Source organism: Arthrobacter sp. StoSoilA2 (genome assembly GCF_019977195.1).
In the GTDB taxonomy this organism is placed as follows: Bacteria; Actinomycetota; Actinomycetes; order Actinomycetales; family Micrococcaceae; genus Arthrobacter.
The window spans coordinates 4,619,821-4,639,761 of the sequence record NZ_AP024643.1 but is presented as its reverse complement, the minus strand read 5'-3'; the positions used below and the strand labels follow the sequence as shown (position 1 = coordinate 4,639,761).

General features: G+C 62.0%; 22 protein-coding genes. 9 read left to right on the top strand and 13 right to left on the bottom strand.

The genetic code is table 11. The features are described 5' to 3' along the window. Nucleotides 1-94 precede the first annotated feature (94 nt). On the top strand, nt 95-1,459 hold the full coding sequence (locus tag LDN82_RS21205) for a serine/threonine-protein kinase (RefSeq protein WP_224165750.1): 1,365 nt from the start codon (nt 95-97) through the stop codon (nt 1,457-1,459). 72 nt (nt 1,460-1,531) lie between these two features. On the opposite strand, the gene LDN82_RS21200 is transcribed toward LDN82_RS21205, so the two are convergent. After that, nucleotides 1,532-2,752: a GAF domain-containing sensor histidine kinase gene (locus LDN82_RS21200; protein WP_224165749.1), complete on the bottom strand. Its 1,221-nt coding sequence runs from the start codon at nt 2,750-2,752 to the stop codon at nt 1,532-1,534. 132 nt (nt 2,753-2,884) lie between these two features. Between LDN82_RS21200 and LDN82_RS21195 the strand changes: the two genes are divergently transcribed. After that, nucleotides 2,885-4,282, top strand: a complete 1,398-nt coding sequence (locus LDN82_RS21195) for an MFS transporter (RefSeq protein ID WP_224165748.1) — start codon at nt 2,885-2,887, stop codon at nt 4,280-4,282. A gap of 9 nt (nt 4,283-4,291) precedes the next feature. Here the strand turns inward: LDN82_RS21195 and LDN82_RS21190 are convergent, their stop codons facing one another. Further along, nucleotides 4,292-5,539: an NAD(P)/FAD-dependent oxidoreductase gene (locus LDN82_RS21190; RefSeq protein WP_224165747.1), complete on the bottom strand. Its 1,248-nt coding sequence runs from the start codon at nt 5,537-5,539 to the stop codon at nt 4,292-4,294. A 107-nt stretch (nt 5,540-5,646) separates the two neighbouring features. On the opposite strand from LDN82_RS21190, the gene LDN82_RS21185 reads away from it, so the two are divergent. Beyond that, a complete protein-coding gene (locus LDN82_RS21185; RefSeq protein ID WP_224165746.1) occupies nt 5,647-6,120 on the top strand; it encodes a MarR family transcriptional regulator in 474 nt (157 codons plus the stop codon). A gap of 9 nt (nt 6,121-6,129) precedes the next feature. Here LDN82_RS21185 and LDN82_RS21180 read toward each other — a convergent pair whose 3' ends face one another. From LDN82_RS21180 to LDN82_RS21150, 7 genes are all read right to left on the bottom strand, one after another. Further along, nucleotides 6,130-6,630, bottom strand: coding sequence for an isoprenylcysteine carboxylmethyltransferase family protein (locus tag LDN82_RS21180; RefSeq protein ID WP_224165745.1), 501 nt, complete (start codon nt 6,628-6,630; stop codon nt 6,130-6,132). A gap of 39 nt (nt 6,631-6,669) precedes the next feature. After that, nucleotides 6,670-6,954 (bottom strand): hypothetical protein, encoded by a 285-nt coding sequence (locus LDN82_RS21175; protein ID WP_224165744.1) that lies wholly within the window; start codon nt 6,952-6,954, stop codon nt 6,670-6,672. A gap of 119 nt (nt 6,955-7,073) precedes the next feature. After that, nucleotides 7,074-8,078, bottom strand: coding sequence for a hydroxyacid dehydrogenase (locus LDN82_RS21170; protein ID WP_224165743.1), 1,005 nt, complete (start codon nt 8,076-8,078; stop codon nt 7,074-7,076). Next, nucleotides 8,075-8,992 (bottom strand): carbohydrate ABC transporter permease, encoded by a 918-nt coding sequence (locus tag LDN82_RS21165; RefSeq protein WP_224165742.1) that lies wholly within the window; start codon nt 8,990-8,992, stop codon nt 8,075-8,077. Before LDN82_RS21165 ends, LDN82_RS21170 begins: the two co-directional genes overlap by 4 nt. Next, nucleotides 8,989-9,918 carry a sugar ABC transporter permease gene (locus LDN82_RS21160; protein WP_224165741.1) on the bottom strand — a complete coding sequence of 310 codons (930 nt, stop codon included), beginning with the start codon at nt 9,916-9,918 and terminating at the stop codon, nt 8,989-8,991. Before LDN82_RS21160 ends, LDN82_RS21165 begins: the two co-directional genes overlap by 4 nt. Before the next feature lie 57 nt (nt 9,919-9,975). Beyond that, a complete protein-coding gene (locus tag LDN82_RS21155; protein WP_224165740.1) occupies nt 9,976-11,283 on the bottom strand; it encodes a sugar ABC transporter substrate-binding protein in 1,308 nt (435 codons plus the stop codon). 135 nt (nt 11,284-11,418) lie between these two features. Then, nucleotides 11,419-12,525: a substrate-binding domain-containing protein gene (locus LDN82_RS21150; RefSeq protein ID WP_224093112.1), complete on the bottom strand. Its 1,107-nt coding sequence runs from the start codon at nt 12,523-12,525 to the stop codon at nt 11,419-11,421. Between the two features lie 171 nt (nt 12,526-12,696). Between LDN82_RS21150 and LDN82_RS21145 the strand changes: the two genes are divergently transcribed. The 5 genes from LDN82_RS21145 to LDN82_RS21125 all read left to right on the top strand — a co-directional run bounded on the left by LDN82_RS21145 (nt 12,697) and on the right by LDN82_RS21125 (nt 17,481). After that, nucleotides 12,697-14,640 carry a DUF2264 domain-containing protein gene (locus tag LDN82_RS21145; protein WP_224165739.1) on the top strand — a complete coding sequence of 648 codons (1,944 nt, stop codon included), beginning with the start codon at nt 12,697-12,699 and terminating at the stop codon, nt 14,638-14,640. Between the two features lie 131 nt (nt 14,641-14,771). Then, nucleotides 14,772-14,975 carry a hypothetical protein gene (locus LDN82_RS21140; RefSeq protein WP_224093121.1) on the top strand — a complete coding sequence of 68 codons (204 nt, stop codon included), beginning with the start codon at nt 14,772-14,774 and terminating at the stop codon, nt 14,973-14,975. A gap of 93 nt (nt 14,976-15,068) precedes the next feature. Next, entirely contained in the window at nt 15,069-15,872 is an 804-nt protein-coding gene (locus tag LDN82_RS21135; RefSeq protein ID WP_224165738.1) for a DUF1206 domain-containing protein, read from the top strand. Nucleotides 15,873-15,964: 92 nt separating this feature from the next. Continuing rightward, complete coding sequence (locus LDN82_RS21130) at nt 15,965-16,900, top strand: SDR family oxidoreductase (protein ID WP_224165737.1); 936 nt, start codon at nt 15,965-15,967, stop codon at nt 16,898-16,900. 26 nt (nt 16,901-16,926) lie between these two features. Further along, complete coding sequence (locus LDN82_RS21125) at nt 16,927-17,481, top strand: isochorismatase family cysteine hydrolase (RefSeq protein ID WP_224165736.1); 555 nt, start codon at nt 16,927-16,929, stop codon at nt 17,479-17,481. Here LDN82_RS21125 and LDN82_RS21120 read toward each other — a convergent pair. From LDN82_RS21120 to LDN82_RS21110, 3 genes are all read right to left on the bottom strand, one after another. Next, complete coding sequence (locus LDN82_RS21120; RefSeq protein ID WP_224093138.1) at nt 17,478-17,738, bottom strand: hypothetical protein; 261 nt, start codon at nt 17,736-17,738, stop codon at nt 17,478-17,480. The two genes, LDN82_RS21125 and LDN82_RS21120, sit on opposite strands and share 4 nt — an antisense overlap. After that, nucleotides 17,731-18,003: a GlsB/YeaQ/YmgE family stress response membrane protein gene (locus LDN82_RS21115; RefSeq protein WP_224093148.1), complete on the bottom strand. Its 273-nt coding sequence runs from the start codon at nt 18,001-18,003 to the stop codon at nt 17,731-17,733. Before LDN82_RS21115 ends, LDN82_RS21120 begins: the two co-directional genes overlap by 8 nt. A gap of 314 nt (nt 18,004-18,317) precedes the next feature. Then, nucleotides 18,318-18,506, bottom strand: coding sequence for a CsbD family protein (locus LDN82_RS21110; RefSeq protein WP_224093815.1), 189 nt, complete (start codon nt 18,504-18,506; stop codon nt 18,318-18,320). Between the two features lie 186 nt (nt 18,507-18,692). On the opposite strand from LDN82_RS21110, the gene LDN82_RS21105 reads away from it, so the two are divergent. Continuing rightward, complete coding sequence (locus LDN82_RS21105; RefSeq protein ID WP_224165735.1) at nt 18,693-19,142, top strand: hypothetical protein; 450 nt, start codon at nt 18,693-18,695, stop codon at nt 19,140-19,142. Nucleotides 19,143-19,219: 77 nt separating this feature from the next. Here LDN82_RS21105 and LDN82_RS21100 read toward each other — a convergent pair whose 3' ends face one another. Further along, on the bottom strand, nt 19,220-19,924 hold the full coding sequence (locus tag LDN82_RS21100; protein WP_224165734.1) for an alpha/beta hydrolase: 705 nt from the start codon (nt 19,922-19,924) through the stop codon (nt 19,220-19,222). Between the last annotated feature and the right edge of the window lie 17 nt (nt 19,925-19,941).

Genomic DNA, 19,941 nt, shown 5'->3' with positions numbered 1-19,941 from the left:
GTAGCAGCGGACACTGTTAGGGTCCGATGCACGCAGGTGGGCCTGAAGGGCGTGACAATTCGTGGGCAACAAAGACGAGGCCGTGGAGTTCCACGTGACCGATTCCAGTGCGACTGCTATTGATGGCCGCTATCTGCTGGGACCTGTTTTGGGCCGGGGAGCCATGTCCACGGTGTACCGGGCCACGGATTTGCTCCTTGGCCGGGACGTGGCAATCAAGATCTTCCTTCCTGGCTCCGGCGACGACTCATTCAGGGCCCGCCAGGAAACCGAGATGCGGCTGCTGGCCGCCTTTGACCATCCAGGCTTGGTGGCAGCCTTCGATGCGGGCGTGGATACCCGCAATGAGGAAGAACGCGCCTACCTGGTCATGGAACTCGTAGAGGGTCGTGACCTGAAAGCCGTATTGTCCGATGGGCCTCTGACGCATGCCGAAACAACCCGCATCGGCGTGCGACTGGCTGGCGCCCTTGCCCAGGTGCATGCCCAGGGCGTCATTCACCGCGACATCAAGCCGGCGAATATCGTCGTCTCCGAGGGGACAGATGGAGCCGAATCTGTGAAGCTGGCAGATTTCGGAGTCGCCCTGGTCATGGACGATAACCGCCTCACCGCAACGGGCTTCACCGTCGGCACCGCCCAATACCTCAGCCCGGAGCAGGCACAAGGGTTGCACCTGACGCCTGCCAGCGACATCTACTCTTTGGGCTTGGTCCTCCTGGAGTGCCTCACTGGCAAGACCGAATACCCTGGAACGCCGGTAGAGACGGCCTCGGCACGCCTTCACCGGGCACCTGAGATCCCGGAAGACCTACCCAATGGACTGCGCGGACTCCTTCAGGCAATGACCGACATGGATCCCGGACGACGCCCTACGGCGGGCGACGTTGAAGAAGTCCTGGCCGGCCGACGTCGAAAGCTGCCGCCTGTGGCAACGGCAACCCTGCCGGTAGTTCCAGCGGCGCCTGCCATTCCAGCGAAGCCGGCTTTGCCGTCGCGGCCGCCGCAGGTGGTTACCTCAAGCCCCGGGCCCGCTCCTTCAGCCGGGGGAAGGCGCGCTTCCGCTGCGGGTCCAAGGGCTTTTGGCAAGAAGTCCAAGGTGCTCGCCGGGCTGGTTGCGGCTGCCCTCGCCGTTCCGGTCGCTGTGGCGTTGGTCTTCAATGGCGTCTTTTCATCGGCACCTTCAGCCGAACCGACGCGGCAGACCGATCCCGGTGTCTCCGTCATTGAGTCCCAACCCAGCGGGCCGGCGACTCCCCTGGAAACGGCGCCCGCGGTGGCGCCTGCAGTCGAGGTGGTGGATGTGCAGGATCAGCAGCCCGTTCCGGCGCCCGCCGTTCAAGCGATCGTGCCTGCCGAAGATGGTGCAGGCACCGATCCCCAGGATCTCGCGGACGCCAAGAGCGGCGGAAAGAGCGAGACCAAGCCTGAAAAAGGTAAGGGGAACGGCCGCGGCTAGCGCCTGAGGCCGGAAACGCACGACGGCGGCAGGTCGACGTCGAGCGTTTTCTTGCCTTGCGTGCCGCTATGGTCAGGCCGGAAAGCTCACTGCCACCGTGGTTCCGCCGCCGGCAGTTTCCGAGAGCGTGAGTTCACCGCCATGGGCCTTGGCGATGCTGCTGCAGGTGGCCAGTCCCAGGCCGGAGCCAGGCCCGTCGCCTTGGCGGCGCAGGCGCACCAACGGTTCCAGGACTTTGGCCCGATCCTCCGCGTGGATGCCCTTACCGTTATCGGCCACGAAAATGGTGGCGCCGTGGTAATTGGAGACTCCACTGATCCGGACACGCAGGTCCCTTTCGGGGCTGCGGTAGTTCATGGCGTTGGACAGCAGGTTCTGCAGCAGAGTGCGCAGTTGGCCCTTGTCTGCCTGGAGGTTCAGGTCCTGCACTTCAAGGATGTCGTCCTCGATGCCGAGGTCCCTGGCCACCTCGCCCGCTGCCTCTTTAAGTGAAACCTGTTGCGGCTGGATGCCACCGCCCACCCTTGAGTAGCTCAGGACGTCTTCCAGCATCCCCAACATGCGGCGGCCGCTTGCCCCGATGCGGCTCAGGTATTTGGCTGCCGCGCTGTCCGTTTGGACGTCCGGATCGTCCTCCACCAACTCCACGTAACCCAGGATTGTGGTGAGCGGAATCCGGAGGTCGTGGCTGACGCGGCCCGCGAAACCAGCCAGCTTTGCGTTGCTCTCCCTCAACTCTGCATACGTGCGGTCCAGTTGGATTGTGCGGTGCTGCAGCTCCAACAGCTCCACCACTTGCTTGGCCAGGACTTCCAGCATGCCGACTTGCTCAGGCCGGATCTCTTTGGGCTTGTCAGAAAAGACGCACAAGGTGCCTGGAACGAATCCTGACTCGGTTTGCAACGGAACCGAAGCGTAGAACCGCACCCGGCCCAATTCACCGGTCACGAACGGGTTGTCAGCGGACCGCGGATCCAGCGAAGCGTCAGGGATAACGGTGATCTCGCGGGAGAGGAACACCTTGGCACACATGGAATCTTCGCGAGAGCACATGCCCGGTTCCACACCCCAGGCGCCAATTTGGTATTGGTATTCGGCGCTAATGATGTTGACTACCCCGAAAGGGGCGCCGCAAAGCTCAGTGGCAAGGCGCACGAGGTTCTGGAGGGCACTCATCACGGCGGCGTTGGGAAGCAGGGTGGAATCTTCTCCGGGGTCCAGTCCGTACTCCCGCAACTCCAGATCCCGGCTAACGTCGTCGGTGAAGGCGAGCTGGCCTTTTGCACCTTTCATCAAGAATTTCCCCCAGGCTTCTTTAGGATTCCCTGCCGATCCTACCCGGAGGTTGGCCGTGTTGGATTGTCACAAGGTTTGCGTTGGCGCCAACCCTTATCTGCGGCAATTGGTGTCAGTACACTGGAACGCATGACCGAGCAGGAACCGGCTGGGGTTACTGAAGTTATCGACCTCTCCCTGCGCACTCCGGCACAGCGATCCCGGACCTTCATGGGGATCCTGGTGAACACCGCCCTGGCAAATATCACCACAAGTTATCTCTGGTTCGCCCTGACATTCTGGGTTTATCTCGAAACCCGCAACGTGATTGCCACGGGGGTCGTCGGGGGTGCCTACATGCTGCTGATTGCACTCTCCAGCATCAGCTTCGGCACGTTCGTGGACAGGTATCGGAAGCTTGCCGTGATGCGCTTCGCTGCCGGGTTCACCCTGGTGATGTTCGTGCTGTCAGGAGTGCTGTTTCTCCTCACCCCTACAAGTCTTCTGCTGAACTTGGCACAGCCATGGTTCTGGATTTTCACGCTGATCATCCTCGTGGGTGCCGTCGTTGAGAATTTGCGCAACATTGCCCTCTCCACCACCGTCACCATCCTCATTGAGCCTGATCGCCGGGCCAATGCAAATGGAATGGTGGGGATGGTGCAGGGTCTCATGTTCATTGTCACCTCCGTCCTCTCCGGACTGTCGGTGGGCCTGCTGGGCATGGGCTGGACCATTGTGGCCTCCCTGGTTTTTACGGCGCTGGCGTTCGCGCACCTGCTCACGTTGCGAATGCCCGAAGAGGTGCAAGCGGCAGCCACTGACGCACATGGCGGTTTCGACTTCCGCGGCTCACTTGCCGCTGTGCTGGCTATCTCCGGGTTGTTCGCACTGATCGTGTTCTCCACGTTCAACAACTTCGTGGGCGGTGTGTACATGGCGTTGATGGATCCGTACGGATTGGAAATGTTCTCCGTTGAGATGTGGGGAACGTTCTTCGCCGTGGGTTCCACCGGCTTCCTTGTGGGTGGCGCGCTGGTAGGAAAGTTTGGGCTCGGCTCCAACCCCTTGCGAACCATGCTGATCGTTGTCGCCGTCATGGGATTCCTTGGTGCAGTGTTCACCCTGCGTGAATGGGCATGGCTGTACGTGGCTGGCATCTGGCTGTATTTGACCTTGGTTCCAATCGTGGAAGCGGCCGAGCAGACGGTTATCCAGCAGGTGGTTCCCCTGAACCGGCAAGGCAGGGTATTCGGATTCGACATGGCGTTCGAGTCCGCCGCAGCGCCCATCACCGCTTTCCTCATTGCCCCGCTTGCCCAGTTCTGGATCATTCCGTACGCGCGCTCCGCAGAGGGTGCCGCCCAGCTCGAACCACTATTGGGTCAGGGCACGTCCCGCGGGATCGCCCTCGTGTTCCTGATTGCCGGATTCGTTCTCATTGCGGCGGCATTGATCGCCTTCCTGACGCCCGTTTACCGGAGGGTCTCGGCGTCCTATATGGAGAAGGCAGCGGCCGGGGGAGCTGACACAACTCCTTCCGGGTGAGTGACGTGGTCATCTGTCGGCAAACCCGGGGACCGCATTCCAGTCGATGTGATGGCCGTACAGCCACTCGAAGTTGTCTGCCGCCTTCCGGGCAAGTCCCCGGAAGATGGCACGCATGGCCAGGTCCTGGAGTACGCGGGTGAACTGGTTCCTGACCTTGGGTTCGGAATTCCGGCGGCCCCAGGCAACCACCGTCTCCGCACGGGGGCGGCGCTCCGCCTCGTAGGCCGCAAACCGGGCAGTGAGGCTGGCTTCTTTGTCGTCGCCCGTGGCCCCCCGAAGGGCGCGGCCCAGCGTGACGGCGTCCTCGATCGCCATCGATGCGCCCTGCCCGGAGGAAGGGGACGCAGCATGGGCGGCATCGCCCACCAGGACCATCCTGCCGCGGTGCCAGCGGGGGACGCTGGGAAAATCGAACGTGGAATACGGCTTGATGATGTCTTCCGTGGCACAAATCAGGGCCGCCATCGGTGTCCGGTCTGCCTTTACCAAGCTTGTTGACCAAGCTCTGAGATCCTCCTGGCCGAGCAAAGAAGGATCAGCACTGGAGCGCTGCAAGGGATTTGCGAACCACCAGATCCTGCCGTCGGGGCTGGGCATGAAGCAGTAGAAGCAGCGCTTGCCGAACACCATCTTCATGCGCCCCGGGGACACGCCCAGGTCGACCTCCTTGAGCGCCAACGAGACGGTGTTGGCCGGAATGATGCCGCCCGTGTTGAGCAGCGGGATGGTGCGCGGTGCGGGCGAGGCGGGGTCGATCAGCGGCCGCACCGCCGAGCGCAGCCCGTCGGCACCAACCAGCAGGTCGCCGCGGGCGGAGGTGCCGTCGTCGAAAACGGCCGTGACGCCGTCGGGCCGGTCCTTGACCGCTGCCAAGCGCCTGCCGTGCTCGATCCGGATCCCACGGCGGACTGCCTGCTCCCGCAAGAGGGTGTACAGCTCCGAGCGGGTCATGGTCCGGGCCGTGGTGCCATCCGGGAGGGTGCCGCCGAAATCGAAATCGATCAGGTGGCGACCCGTGCTGCCCAGGTACATGGACATAAGGGGAGTGCTGAAGCCCAGTTGCGCGGCGTGCTCCTTGAGTCCCAGAGTGTCCAGGGCGTCGAAACCGTTGACGGCGAGGGTGAGGAAGGCGCCGACTCCGTCAGAAGGTCCATTGTGCGCTTCAAAAACGGTGGCGGAGTGGCCGGCTTCCTGGAGTGAGAGGGCCGTAGAAAGGCCGGCTACGCCCGATCCGATGACAACGCAGTTCAGCACGGGAGCTCCTTCTTGGATTTATTTCGTTCGGTTAAAAGAAAGATAATCCTGAGTCGCTAGCCCGTCAATCGTTTCGGGCAAGCGAAAGACTTTGCTAGCCTCGGAGTATGACGAATCAGGGGCAACGCGAAGCTCTGCTGGAAACTGTTTATGAGTCTGGCCGGGAGCTGTCCACTGCCGCGATCATGTTCCACACCGCGCTGTCTGAACTGCGCGGCCTTTCGGCGACGGAGGGCAAGGCCATCGATATCCTGCTGCGCCACGGACCAATGACGGCGGGTGAGTTCGGGGAACATTCAGGCCTGGCCCCCGCATCGGTCACCGGACTCATGCAGCGCCTCGAAAGCAAAGGCGTGGCCCGGCGGGTCAAGCATGGCGAGGACAAGCGGAAGGTCCTGATCGAGCTCGTAGGTGACCAGGTTGCTGCCGCGGCGCCCTATTTCACCGATTTCATGGCCGGGATGGCCGCGCTGCTGGAAGGCTACAGCGACGACGAACTCCGGATCATCGCCGACTATTCAAGCAAGGCTGCCCGCGTCCAGCAGGAGGCGGCCGTTCGGCTGAGCCAGGGAGCTGGTTGAGGCGGTCCGTTACCCCCGCCAAGGCGTCAGCCGCGGCCACCACCCCGGAACGTTGCGCCGGTACTCGAGGTACTGCTCACCGTACGTGTCAGTGAGGGTCGGTTCCTCGTAACTCTTCACGAAAGTGACGACGGCGATGAGGGCTATCGCAGCATAGATCACGAGCCACCAACTGCCGAAGAGCAGCGCCTGGCCGAGGATGATTGTGAGCACCGCAAGGTACATGGGATTGCGCACGAATCGATAAACCCCGGTGACAACCAGCGTCCGGGTTGGCGCAACCGGCGCGGGCGTTCCCTGGTGAAGGGCGAACAGCGCGAAGGCGTGAAGCAGGAAAGCTACCCCCAGGGTGATCGCGATCCAGGCGACCGGCACCACCAGCCACGTGCCACCGTCCCAGTCGTAAAGCCGCCATCCGGAGATGAGCCAGGGGATGAGACCCGCCACGATGCCAGGCGCGAGGAACAGGAAGACGATGGTCCCGATCCATGCGCGCGCTGACTGAGTCATGTCAGTCAGGTTAGTCCTCGGCTTGAGGGCTGACGTAGCTCACGCCGCCAGCCCCGCCCCTGCCAACACCGGAACAGTGTCAACCCGAACCGGCAACTCGTGAAGCATCGCGTAGCCCTGCAGTTGTTCAAGTGCATCCGGTTCGATCAAGGCGCCAGTAAGGTCCATCTCGACGTCCCTGCCGTCGGCCAGGCTGTTGGTGCGTTGAACGATTGGATACAGCGCGTGGAGATTGGAGGTGGTCACATGACCTGTTGCTGCGATCTGGATCTGTGCTCCGTCAAGGTCGACTCGAACAACTACAGAGAGCTTCTCGCTGGTCAATATGCTGCCTTTCATCCGTTCGCTGCCACGCTGCAGCCACCCCAGCGTAGGCAGCAAATGTGATCTGCGCAACATTACGGTCCGTCGGCGCGGCACCATGAGAGCCCGCCGGGAATGCGCTATGCCATGAACGCCAGGTCTTCCGCCGCCACTGGAAATTGCAGCGCTTCCCCCCTGGACAACCGCAAAGCTTCGCCTACTGCGCTCGCCGCCATCCGCTCCAGCTCGTTACCCAGCGACCCCGCCAGATGGGGTGTCAGCAACACGTTGGGATGCGTGTAGAACCGGGAATGGGAAGGCAGCACCCACGGCGTCGTCACGTCCAGCACAGCATATAGATCGCCGCGCTCAAGCCGGGCCAAGAGGGCGTCCTGGTCCACCAACTCGCCGCGCGAGGTGTTGATAAAAGTAGCCCCCGGACGCATCCGATCGATGCGACCGGCGTCGATCAGGTTCTTTGTGGACGGTAACGACGGCGCGTGGAGGCTGACGATGTCGCAGCCCGCCACCAGTTCGTCCAGGCTAACAAGCTCGACGCCGAGAGCGCCCGCCTCAGCGGCGGACAGGTACGGGTCGGCCACCACGATGTCCAGCTCGTAAGCGGTAAGCAGCCGGATGACGTGACGGCCGATCTTTGACGCCCCGATAATTCCGACGCGCTTGCGGTAGTTGCCCATGTCGGGGAAGAGCTGTTCAGGGAGGACCTCCATCCGGGTGCTGTGCAGGGCGCGGGCTATTTGCAGGACCCGTTTGTTGGCCAGGACGATCATGGCCACGGTGTATTCGGCCACGGGAATGGCGTTGGCGTCCGCGGCGGAACTCACCAACAAGCCCCGCTCCCAGCACGGGCCACTGATGTGGTGCTTGACGCTTCCGGCGGCGTGAAGGACGTAACGTAACCGTGGGGCAGCGTCCAGCACGTCGTCGTCGATCATTGGACAACCCCAACCAGTGATGAGGATGTCCGCTTCAGCCAGGAGTGCCCGGCCGGTTACTGAACCAAAGTCCTCGATCGGATTCCGGCTGAGGAGGTTCAAAGCAGGCTCCAGCGGGTCCAGGCTTCGGGGCGGGAACACGGCCCGGGCAGTGTGGACAGGCATGGCCAAGGCAACGTTCAGGCTCATTTAACGCTCCCTGCCGTGAGACCGGATTTCCAGAAGCGCTGGAGCATGATGAACGCGAGCAGCAGCGGAATGATGGACAAAAGTGATCCTGTGATGACCATCGGCGTGAACTCGGGCTGGGGGAGTGAGTATCCCTGCCAGATCGAAATTCCGACGCTGACAGGCAGCAGCTGCTGGTCCTGGAGCATTACCAGCGGGAGCATGAAGTTGTTCCACACGCCAACAAACTGGAACAACGCAATGGTGATGTACCCCGGCATCATCATGGGCAACCCCAGGGAAAAGAAGGAGCGGATCGGTCCGGCTCCGTCCACGCGCGCTGCCTCCAACGTTTCGCCTGGAACGTACGCCGCCGAATACACGCGGGCCAAGTACACGCCGAACGGGTTGCAGAGCACGGGGATGAGGATGGCCCAGATGGTGTTGGTGATGCCAAATACGGAGGCCAGCAGATACATCGGAAGGACTGTGGCTGTGTTGGGAATCAGCACGCCCACAAGGACCAGGCCGAAGAATGAGTCCTTGCCGCGGAACTGGAATTTATCGAAGGCGTAGCCAGCCATGACAGAGACCAGTCCACCAAAGATGGCCCCGAACGCGGCATAGAACATGGAGTTGGCCATCCAGCGGAGGAACACGCCACCATCCTGCCCAAGAACCGCGCCAACGTTCTCCACAAAGGAAGGTTGCCCGAAAGCATAAGCACCGGTGGAATAGAGGTCGGCGGCGTTCTTGGTGGAGGCAAAGAACAACCACAGGACAGGCAGCACCATGTAGGCGCAACCCAGTATCAGCAGCGCGTTCACGGTGAACGCACTTGCCAGGCCGCCGCGGGTGCCACGACTCCGGCGGCGTTTCCTCGACGGCGCAACCGGACCGGTAACCCCTGGACGGGACAACGTTGAGGTGCTCATGCTTTGTTCATCCTTGAGCTGAAGCGGGTGACGGCCCAGGACAGCACCGCTGCCATGAGCGCGATGATGATGGAGGCCGCGGCGGCCTGGTTGAGGTTGTGCCGGTTGAAGGCGGCATCGTAGGCCCACATATTTGGAACCCAAGTGCTGGTTACGGAGGCCGTTGCTTTGGAAATGATGGACGGCTCCGTGAACAACTGCAAGGTTCCGATCACTGTAAAGAGCATGATGACGCCAAGTGCAGGCAGGATCAGCGGCAGCTTGATGCTGATGGCAGCACGGATTTCGCCTGCGCCGTCCACCCGGGCGGCTTCCAGGGTTTCCCGCGGAACCGCCTGAAGCGCGGTGAACAGCACAATGACGTTGTAGCCCGTCCACTCCCACACCGCGATGTTCACGATGGACGGCAGGATCATGTGGTTGTCCAGGAAGTCCAGGGAAATGCCGCCGGTTTCCAGGACCGAAACGATCGGGCTGACACCGGGGGTGTAGAGGTAGGCCCAGATCAATGCAGCGATGACGCCCGGCACCGCGTGGGGGAGGAAGACGAGGAGCTGGAACAGCTTCCGGGCACGCGCTGCGGCAGCATCAAGCAGCAGTGCGAAGGCCAAGGCGCCGCCCACCATGCACGGGATGTACAGCAGGCAGTACATGATGAGGCGACCTATGCCGCCCACAAAACTTTCCGATTGCAGGACCTGCAGATAGTTCTCAAGTCCCACGAACGAGGTCTTGGCCTGGCCGAAGCCGAGTCCGGACTTCTGCTGGGCGAAGAAGCTGAGCACGATCGAGTAGATGACGGGTGCCACCATCGCCAGGGTAAACACCGCGAAGAACGGGGTCAGGAAGAGAGCGGCTGTGCGGCCGCCGGTTCCGGACTTCGTGCGGGGTTTCCTCCGGGAGGTAGCAGGTGCCTGGTTGGCCATGATGATTCTCCTCGCTGGTGGGGCGCCCCTATGAAGAGGCCGCCCCACCGTGCGGGCCTACTCCTTGACGGAGAGGCCGTTCTGCTTGAGTCCGGCTACGGTTGCGGTCTGGGCGGTATCAACGGCGTCCGCGACCTTGCCGCCGGTGGTCAACTTTCCATAGGCGTCCTTGAGAGCCGTGTTGGTGATGTCCCAATTGGGACCCCATTGCCACCCCGGGGTGATGGTGGAGTACGCGTTGTCGAAGACCTCGTAGATGTCGTTGCCGAAGTAGCTGGCATCGAATGCCTGCTGCGCAACCGGTGTCAGCCCCGGGAAGGCGAGGAAAGCCGAACCGGTGTTGCCGCGCGCTTTGATGGCGTCCGGGTTGGTTGCGAGGAACTCGATGAACTTGGCCGCAGCGGCCGGGTTCTTGCTGCTCTTGGTGATGTTGAAGCTCGAGCCGCCATAGAACGCATCTGCCGGAGTTCCCCAGTTGGGCACCTCCGCTGCGATCCACTGTCCTTTCTGGCCGCTTGCTTCGGTACGCTTCTGGATGCCGGTGGCACTCCAATTGGCGCCCAGAACACCGACGACGGCGCCGCTCGCCAAATCTGCCGACCATTCGTCGCTGAAGGACTGTTGGACCTTGACGATCTTTTGGTCGATCAGCTTCTGCCAGAAAGCAGCGACTTTTTGCGTGGGCTCATCGTTCACTCCAACCTTCCAGCTGTCGCCTTCGGTACCGAACCATTTGGCTCCGGCTTGCCAGGACAAGGCGGCAGTAAGTGCGGCTTCGTTGGGGTTGAAGCTGGCCAGGTGTGCTTCCGGGGCTACTGCTTTCAGCTTCCTGCCGGCCTCTTCGAATTCATCCCAGGTTTTGGGGACGCCGACGCCGGCCTTGTCCAGCATGTCCTTGCGATACCACATGATCATCGGCGCGGCGTCGTAGGGGAGTGCGTATGTCTCTTCGCCGAATTGAACCAGGGCTTTGGTCCCGTCCGTTAGCTTGTCCACTGTTTCGGCTTTGTTGATCAGCCCGTCCAGTGGCTGGAGCTGGCCGTTGCTCACGAACTGGGGAAGCTGTGGGTATTCGATGGTGGCAACGTCCGGGCCGTTGCCGGCGGTGATTGCTGTGGACAACTTGGCGTAGCCGCCGCTCGCTCCGTTGGGGACGGTTTCGAAGTTGACCTTGATTTTGCCCTGGCTCGCGTTAAAGGCTGCGGCCACCTTGTCCATCCCGGCCATCGACGACCAGAAAGTGATGGTCCCGGACGGGTCTTCAGCGGGCGTTGGCGTGGCTGCCGGGGTGCTGCCACAGCCGGTGATGAGGGCAGCACTTGCCATAATGCTGGCTGCTCCTAGCAGAAGCTGGCGACGCTTCATTCTGTTCTCCTTTGAAGTTCACGATGCGAAGTCTCGTGGTGTGCGCTGGGGGCACCTTGGACTAGGCACAATGAAAGCCACAAAAGTGAACACAGACAACGAAGTGAACAGAAGTAAACAACGATGAGGCGGGCTCTACACCTGTGTTGAGTCCCGAACCACCAACTCGGGCGAGAGGTTCACGCGCTGCAGCGCGGACGTGCTTCCACGACGTGCACCGATCCGGTTCAGGCACATCACCAAGGCTTGATGCCCGACGTCGTACTTCGGTGGTGCCACCGCGGTCAGGGGAACGGCCCCCAAAGCGGCGATTTCGTCGTCGTACGCAATGATCGCAAAGTCCTCCGGAATGCGAAGCTGCCGTTCCTGGCAGGCGCTGGCGAACTGGAGTGCGTCCTCATCAGTGTGGACAATCGCGGCTGTGACGTCGGTTTTTGTACACCAATCGAGGATGCCGCCCACCACCAGTCGATGGGCCTCGGGATCATTCAGGGCCCGGGACATCGAACGGACCATCGAATCAACGTCGCGATGTCCGGCACGCTGCATGGCGAGGTGGTAGCCATCGATAAGCTGCGGCGCGGTCGGGCTGTTCTCGCGAAGGCACATGGCGATCTTGCGGTGGCCAAGGCCCAGAAGATGGTTGACGGCGATTTCCGCGCCCCGCACGTGATCACTTCGCACGGCTTCGAGGCGGCCGTGGTCCAGTGCGTTGTCAATGGAACGCTCGACGACGACTACAGGCACCACAGCTTCAGCTAACAGGTCCATCGTTTCGGTGCCAGCCAAGGATTGCTCGCTCGGCGTGATCAGGATCCCGTCCACGCCGTGTTCATACAGGCGGCGGAGCTGGCGGCGTTCCTCCTCGCTTGAGTAGTTGGTCACGCCCAGCACCAACCGCACACCCGCTTCCTGGGCAGCCGCCTCGGCGCCGCGGATCACCCCCGGGAAGTAGTACGACGCCGAGGGAACGATCATGCCGATCGTCGCCAAGGGTCGCCTCCCGCCCGGTCGCCAGGACGTTGATTGCTGTGGTGTCGCACTACTTCCGGAAGCACGGCCGCCGATGGGAACAGCTCCACCATGGACCCGCTCGAGCAAGCCCTGCCCCGCAAGTAGTGCGAGGTCCCGGCGCACTGTCATGCCGGACGTTCCAAGCTTGGCCGCGAACTCGGCAGCGTTCAGGGATCCGTGAAGGGCCAATTCCCTCAGGATGAGCTGTTGACGATCCTCGGACAGCATGCAGGTTTCCGCCTTCAAGTTCACTAGTGTTCAGTTTGTTCATTATGAACTATCACGCAACATTCGGTCGCGGACGAGAGGTGCACGTTCAGTTTTGTTCAACTCGCGCCGTGAGGCCGATGAGGAGCCTAAGGTTAGGGCTCACCGTGTCCGCACCCCCGCAGGAGACCCATGGCCACCGGCTTCACGATGCCAGCACCGGATTACGGGCTCAGCCCCATCACCGGATGGACGCGCGAGCACTGGGTCGCTTTCGCGGATCAGCAACTTCTCGCGGTGCGCCCCTGCTTCTCCGCGCAGAAGGCACTGATCCGGCTAAACGGCCGCCCGTCGTCGTCGGGTGTTTTTTCCGACGGCATGGAGGGGTTCGCGCGCACCTTTATGCTGGCCGCCTTCCGGGTGGCGGGAGAGCAGGGCAACGACCCGCACGGCCATCTTGACCTGTACAGGACGGGCCTCCTTGAGGGGACGCGGCCAGGTAGTTCTGAAGCGTGGCTGCCCATTTGTGACCGCTCGCAGCCGATGGTGGAAGCCGCCTCCATTGCACTGGGCCTGCAACTGACCAAACCCTGGCTATGGGACACACTGTCCGGGGACGAGCGGGCCCAGGTGGCCGAGTGGCTGCAGGGTTCCTCGCGGAGCACCTGCGTGGACAACAACTGGGTGCTCTTCCAGGTCCTGATCGCCGAGTTCCTGGCTGGCGCCGGATTCGAGCACAACGCGGCGCAGATCGAACATGGACTGAAGCGGCTCGAAGACTGGTACGTCGGCGGCGGCTGGTACCGGGACGGGGACAACGACGGCACGGGCGATTTCTTCGACTACTACTGCGGCTGGGCCCTTCATCTTTATCCGGTGTTGTGGGCCGGGTTTGCGGCCAACCGGCACCCGGAAGCCCAAGCAAGGTCCGAAATCTACAGGTCGCGGCTCGCCAGGTTCCTGGCCGATCACGTGAGTTTTTTCGGCGGGAACGGCGCCCCGGTTTTCCAGGGCCGCTCCCTGATCTACCGCTATGCCGCCGTGGCTCCCTTGTTCCTCGGGGAGGCCATCGGCGCGACACCCCTCAACCCCGGACAGACCCGCCGCATCGCCAGCGGCGCAGCAAAATACTTCCTCGATGGCGGCGCTTACGACGACGGGCTGCCGTCGCTCGGTTGGCTCGGCGCCTTTGAGCCGATGACCCAGGAATACTCCGGTCCAGCGTCGCCGTACTGGACCTCCAAGGCGTTCGTGGGACTTCTCCTCCCCGCCGACCATCCAGTGTGGACCGCCGTCGAACAGCCCTCGCCCCTGGAGGGCATTGACGCCGTTCAACACGCAGAAGGCCCTAATTACCTGCTCCACTCCACTGCCGTGGACGGTATCGCCCGCGTGCTCAACCACGGCAGCGACAAGTACTACGCCCCCGGACCGGACGACCCCCACTACCGCCGCCTCGCATACTCGAGCCACACCGCGCCGCTCTTCACCAAGGACCCCGTGGACAACCACTTCGCCGTCCTCGATGCCACTGGAACACCCAGCCGTCGCGCGAGGATTCACCGGCTCAAAGCCGGGCATCTTCAAGCCGGGCATCTCCAAGCCGGGCATCGCCAAGCCGCAAGCTGGCATGCGCCAGTCTGGAGCGACGAGGAGGATCCCGCCAATTCCCGCTGGCGGGTGGCAACAGCGACAACTGCTGCCAGCGGATATGAACTCAGGGTCCACGTGGTTGAGGCGCCCAACGTGGACGTGACCAACCCAGGGCCTGCGCCGTCCGGGCTGCGCGTCCGCGACGCCGGATACGCGCTCGCAGATACCCGGCCGCCTGAGCTGCATGACCACGTTCTTGGAGTCGGCGGACTTTACACAGGCATATGGCCTTTGCACGGATACTTCGACAACGGCACGTTCCGGGCCGAGGGCGTCTCGCCGTTGGGTGGGCACGCTGCGTGCGGATACCTGGAAGGCCGTTTGGCAGGCGGCCGCAGCATCTTCGCCTCACTGGTCTACCTGGGAGGCGAGGCACCCGCAGCGGTTCCTGCCGACGTCGTGATTAACGACGACGGCACGCATGTAAGGGGGCACGTTACCCTGTCGACGGGGCAACAACTGGAGGTCCTTTTCGCCTTCTGAACCTGCCTTCGAAGCACGGCGGATTCTTGAGGGAATCTTGAGATGACCCGGCGTCCTTCTTGAGGGCCCCGTCCCATGGTTGAACTATCAGCCAATGGAGTTGATGGGAACTCTCAGGAAGGACCACCGAAATGCCTGACCAGATCGCAGCCACGTCCCTGAATACCGGAGCTGCCCACGTGAAGTCCGACCCCCTCGCGGGTACCGGGGAAGCTGACGGCCGTGGAGGCGAAGTCCCTGGCCAGGCCCGTGCCGTCACCAGCGTCCGCGAGCAGTTCAACCCTTTGGGTGTAGGGCTTCGGAGCATCTGGCCGCAGTCGGTGTGTGGCTTCTAGCAAGCCACTTGCGCCCCGTGGTCTTGTGCTCGTTCGAGTGGCACCATGGTGACAAGTCACAAAATAATAAGGAGGCTTGTTATCAAAGAGGAGATGAAGAAGGCCGCTGATGTGGCCGAGGAAGCCTCAAACTCACGTGCCCTGGTTGTTGTAGCGAGGGCTGGATACGCCGTCAGCGGACTCCTGCACTTACTCATCGGGGTTATTGCGTTTCAGCTCGCCTTTGGGCGCGGTGGTGAAGCCGACGTCAGTGGCGCTGTTGCCGAACTGGCCGCCCAACCGGTGGGTCCCATCCTGCTCTGGGCGTGCTTCGGCGCCTGCGCTGCCTTGGCGCTGTGGCAATTGGGCAACGCAACCCTCGGTTACCGCAGGGCATCGGACAACAAACCATCCAAGCGGCTTTCCGCTGTGGCCCAGGCAATCGTGTTTGCCGGCCTGGCGGCCACCATCCTGTCTTTCACTATGGGGCAGGGAAAAAACAGTCGGGAGTCTGCCAGCGATGTAACAGTGACGCTCATGAACGCGCCCTTTGGGATAGTCCTGCTTGTCGCAATTGGCGCCGGCATCATGATCACCGGCGTTGTGTTCGCGGTGCGTGGCTTTATGAGGACCTTCGAAAAGGACCTCGCGCTCTCCCTTAAGGAGCCGACCCGCAAGTTCCAATCGGGTGTTGGAGTGGTGGGCTACATCGCCAAAGGCATTGCCCTGTTGCTCGTAGGCCTGCTGGTGGTCATTGCCGCGGTCCGCGTTCAGCCAGAACAATCCACAGGACTTGATGGAAGCCTGCGGGCTTTGAGGGAGCAACCGTATGGTCCGTACCTTCTGGCCGCCGTTGCCGTGGGCCTGATCGCCTACGGAATATTCCTCATGGTGAAGGCCAAAACGCTGCGGACCTAGCCCTTTGCGTGCGTTTAGAGTCCAATGTGCCTGGGTACAGCCAACGGTAGCCTCGCAAGCCGGAAATCAGACATCTGAGAAAGGCCAGAACCATGACTCAAGCCGACCCAAACCACAGTGGACAGCAAGGAAGTGGGGATCATCGCCTCACCTCTGCCCCGAAGGATCCCCGCAGCGGATATCACTCCGACGAATTTCCCCAACAGGAGCAAGAACAGCCCGGCCTGACCAAGCCCTTGAACCCCCAGCCCGATCATGGCGAGTCCAGCTATGTGGGGCACGGCCGCCTGCAGGGCAAGAAAGCCCTGATCACCGGCGGTGATTCAGGCATCGGTGCCGCTGTAGCCATCGCGTATGCCCGAGAAGGCGCGGATGTGGCCATTAGCTATCTTCCGGAGGAGGAAGAAGACGCGAAGTCGACGGCGGAATGGATCCGTGAGTGCGGGGCGCAGGCGCTGTTGCTGCCCGGCGACGCGCGCGACGAAAAGTTTGCGGCTGAGATTGTGGAGCGAACGGTGCAGGAGCTCGGCGGCCTCAACGTTGTGGTCCTGAACGCCGCGTACCAAAAGAACCGCGAGGGTTTGGAGACCATTCCTACCGAGGAATTCGATCGGGTCTTCAAAACCAACCTGTACTCCTTGATCTGGACAGCACAGGCTGCGATTCCGCACCTGCGCCCGGGGGCGTCGATCATCGTCACGGCGTCTATCCAGGCTTTTAATCCTTCCGCCCAGCTGGTGGACTACGCCATGACCAAGGCCGCCCAAGTGGCATTCACCAAAGCCATGGCAGAGGAACTCGGGCCTACGGGAATCCGTGTCAACGCAGTGGCCCCGGGCCCTATTTGGACGCCGTTGATCCCCGCCACCGAGTGGCCGGACAAGCTTCCCACCTTCGGCCAGGACACGCCGCTGGGCCGTGCCGGACAACCTGCTGAGCTGGCACCGGCCTATGTGCTCCTCGCATCCGACGAAGGATCCTACATCTCAGGCGCTGTGCTTCCGGTGACAGGCGGCAAGGGTCTCTGACCCAGGATTGGAAAGGTGATGCCCGCATGATTGCTGTGCTGGTAATCGATATGCAGAACGCCTTTTTTGAGGAACCGGCCCTGAAGCGGCGTCAGGAAGAAGTTGTTGCTGCGTGCAACTCATTGACCAGTGCAGCGCGCGCTGCAGGGGCAAACGTGCTCCTGGTTGCTACTCAGCACGAGCGGGACAAGTCCACGTGGAGCCTGAACATGCTGGACGATAACCAAGGCTTCATCTTCAGGGGAAGCGAGCAGGCCAATTTCGTTCCAGGCCTGGTGACGGCCGACTTCCCGCAGATGGGCAAAACCCGCGACAGCGCGTTCTTCGGTACGGACTTGGGGATGCGCCTCAGGAACTGGGGTGTCGAAACTGTGGTTCTGGCCGGCGTCTCGGCCCACAACTGCATTGCCCAGACTGCTGCTGACGCTTTCGCCCATAACATTCGGGTGATCTATGCGGCCGAAGCCGTGGCAACAGAGAACCCGGAGGCTGCCGAGGCAGTCCTCCGGGTTCTTACCCGTGAATATCGTCAGAGGGTCTTGCCGCTTGACGAGGTGCTGAAACTCTTGAAGGCGCCCTAAGGGTGGCCCGAGCCGGAAGCTTCGTCATCCGGCTCGGACGAGAACGGCCTGTCCTCGGGCGTGTCCTCCGTATTGTGCTCGTCGAGCTCCGCATCCGCAGACGGGACCGTTTTCTCGGCGTAGTCACCTGCGGTGTAGTCCCCGCCGGCGTCCTCTTTCAGGGCTTCGGGCGATGCGCCGGCAGCGCCGTAATCACCTTCTGCGTATTGACCCTCAAGGTCGTCCTGGTTGGTGTTGGGCGTGGTTTCGTCAGCCATGGTGGGCCCGGCGTCCTCCTGTGGCCAGGCCGTAGATCAGCAGAACGATGATGGATCCGCCGATGGCCAGGAGCCACGTTCGAATGGCGAAGAATTCTGTCAGGCCCTCGCCGAAGATCAGCCCGCCGATCCAGCCGCCCAACAGGGCGCCGACGACGCCGAGCAGCAAGGTGACCAACCAGCCGCCTCCCTGGCGTCCCGGAAGAATAAGCTTTGCGATAGCCCCAGCCAAAAGGCCGAGCAAAAGAAAACCAAAGAAACCCATTTTTGCTCCTACTTTCTTGTTGATGGAAATTCCATGAACTCGGTGAAGCGGTTCCGTTCATCGGTTGTCAGTTCCAGCGGATAAGCGCTGTAACAGGGCCACAATGGGCCCAGTGGAATATGGGGCGGGACATTATTTTGCAAACGTCGATGAATTATTAAATGCAGCCAAAAGCACTCCTGTCCAAGGGGCCGGACCGTAGTACTACAACAGCAACGCTAGCTGGTCCCGGGAACAACAGCAAGTAACCTTGCTATTTTTGCCGGTCGGGGCCCCTTGCCCCCTGGACGGGGTTGTATGGCCGTGAAATCCGGCTACTTATCGCCGAAGGCGTCCTTCGCGGCGTCCTTGACCTTCTCTCCAGCCTGCTTCACATTGGCCGACGCCTGGTCGCCCATGCCCTCGGCCTGGAGGTCCCGGTCGCCAGTGGCTTCGCCGGTCTTTTCCTTGACCTTGCCCGTTGCTTCTTCCGTGGCATTCTTGATCTTGTCATCCAGTCCCATGGTTTTCACTCCTCGGGTTGCCATGTGGTTGTAGCCTGCGGGATTTCCGCTGGTTGGCATTAAAGTTTAGTCCTCTTTCTCAATTCAGCAAATGTCCATTAACCGCCCGCCCTTGAAAGCACACGTGACAGTGGGTGAAGGCCGGACTAGTGTCGTAGGAATAGCACCTCGAAAGGAGTGGGTCCTGTGAAAGGGAAAGCATTGTTCGCCGCTGGCATCGCTGTTGGCTATGTGTGGGGGTCCAAGTCTTGGCCGGAGGTGTATCGGCGCGTTCGCGGAGGCGCCCAAAAGGTCTGGAAGAACCCGGAGGTTCAAGAGAACGTCCATCACGCCACGGAAACCGTCCAGGAATCAGTCCCGGACATCCTGGACAATCTGTACGCCGCGGGCAAGAAGCTCCTGGAGAAGGCGGAGACCATGTTTCCGGGCATCCTGGAGACAAAGTCCGGGCACCAAGGCAACTCCAGCACGGGTTCTTCTGCTTCTGCTTCCGCTCCGGCTTCCACCTCAACGCCACCGGTCAGGTCGGACGTAGTATCCGATCCTGCACTCGACGATCAGACGGGAAGCGATTGGACGGACGAAGGCGGTGCAGCGCCCGAAGGGCCCGCGACCAACACGCCCGCCAAGCCCTGACGCATTACGGGCACGCCTCAGAATCTCGGCGTTTCAGGGGTGGCTCTGCCCCGAAAGGCTTATCCCGCCGTCGAGCGCTATTTCGCGCGCTCGACGGCCGACAGGATGGCTTCACCCAGTTCACGTGGCTTGGTGAACTGTGGCCAGTGTCCGGTGGGTAGGTCGATGAAATCAACGTCCCGGATCCGCGCGAGTTCCTCCGTGAACGGGTGCCCGGCATCCATCCATTCCTGAAGCAGTGATGATGGGAACTGGCAGGCGATGATGGTGGCCGGGACGTCATAGCGCCGGACATCGTGAAGGTGTTGTTGGTCGAAGGCAACGCCCTTCGGTTCGGGGATGGCCCGTGAACGGAAACCTTCCTTGAGGTCGTCAGTCAGGTCGATGAGATCCGCATCTTCAAAACCTTCCCAGGGCGGGAGGGGGATTTCGTCGCCGTCGTCGGGCAGTTCGTCGTTGATCACGCCGCCCTCACCCAGTGGCCCGCTGTCCACATAGATGGCCCGATCCACGCGATCCGGACGGGCGTCGATAACGCCGTGGATGATTGCGCCCCCGCCGGAATGGCCCACCAGGACCACATCGCCGCCGAGGGAATCCACCTTGTCCACCACGGCGTCGATATGTGTGCGAAGGCCAATCCCGGCGCGTGGCGTGTCAACGGACTCCAGCCCGGGAAGTGTCAGGGGGTGAACCGAGTGCCCGGCTGCGACAAGGGGCGGCGTCACCTCCGCCCATGATGACGCGTCCAACCAGAAACCGGGTACCAGGATGATGTCCATGCGGGTACCCTACGGGA

Bases quoted from the DNA above. Each gene is read 5' to 3' on its own strand.
- LDN82_RS21130 (WP_224165737.1), top strand. From the start codon at position 15,965: ATGACTCAAGCCGACCCAAACCACAGTGGACAGCAAGGAAGTGGGGAT.
- LDN82_RS21140 (WP_224093121.1), top strand. From the start codon at position 14,772: ATGCCTGACCAGATCGCAGCCACGTCCCTGAATACCGGAGCTGCCCAC.
- LDN82_RS21155 (WP_224165740.1), bottom strand. From the start codon at position 11,283: ATGAAGCGTCGCCAGCTTCTGCTAGGAGCAGCCAGCATTATGGCAAGT.
- LDN82_RS21120 (WP_224093138.1), bottom strand. From the start codon at position 17,738: ATGGCTGACGAAACCACGCCCAACACCAACCAGGACGACCTTGAGGGT.
- LDN82_RS21165 (WP_224165742.1), bottom strand. From the start codon at position 8,992: ATGAGCACCTCAACGTTGTCCCGTCCAGGGGTTACCGGTCCGGTTGCG.
- LDN82_RS21115 (WP_224093148.1), bottom strand. From the start codon at position 18,003: ATGGGTTTCTTTGGTTTTCTTTTGCTCGGCCTTTTGGCTGGGGCTATC.
- LDN82_RS21200 (WP_224165749.1), bottom strand. From the start codon at position 2,752: ATGAAAGGTGCAAAAGGCCAGCTCGCCTTCACCGACGACGTTAGCCGG.
- LDN82_RS21135 (WP_224165738.1), top strand. From the start codon at position 15,069: ATGAAGAAGGCCGCTGATGTGGCCGAGGAAGCCTCAAACTCACGTGCC.
- LDN82_RS21125 (WP_224165736.1), top strand. From the start codon at position 16,927: ATGATTGCTGTGCTGGTAATCGATATGCAGAACGCCTTTTTTGAGGAA.
- LDN82_RS21150 (WP_224093112.1), bottom strand. From the start codon at position 12,525: ATGCTGTCCGAGGATCGTCAACAGCTCATCCTGAGGGAATTGGCCCTT.
- LDN82_RS21160 (WP_224165741.1), bottom strand. From the start codon at position 9,918: ATGGCCAACCAGGCACCTGCTACCTCCCGGAGGAAACCCCGCACGAAG.
- LDN82_RS21170 (WP_224165743.1), bottom strand. From the start codon at position 8,078: ATGAGCCTGAACGTTGCCTTGGCCATGCCTGTCCACACTGCCCGGGCC.
- LDN82_RS21145 (WP_224165739.1), top strand. From the start codon at position 12,697: ATGGCCACCGGCTTCACGATGCCAGCACCGGATTACGGGCTCAGCCCC.
- LDN82_RS21110 (WP_224093815.1), bottom strand. From the start codon at position 18,506: ATGGGACTGGATGACAAGATCAAGAATGCCACGGAAGAAGCAACGGGC.
- LDN82_RS21180 (WP_224165745.1), bottom strand. From the start codon at position 6,630: ATGACTCAGTCAGCGCGCGCATGGATCGGGACCATCGTCTTCCTGTTC.
- LDN82_RS21195 (WP_224165748.1), top strand. From the start codon at position 2,885: ATGACCGAGCAGGAACCGGCTGGGGTTACTGAAGTTATCGACCTCTCC.
- LDN82_RS21100 (WP_224165734.1), bottom strand. From the start codon at position 19,924: ATGGACATCATCCTGGTACCCGGTTTCTGGTTGGACGCGTCATCATGG.
- LDN82_RS21185 (WP_224165746.1), top strand. From the start codon at position 5,647: ATGACGAATCAGGGGCAACGCGAAGCTCTGCTGGAAACTGTTTATGAG.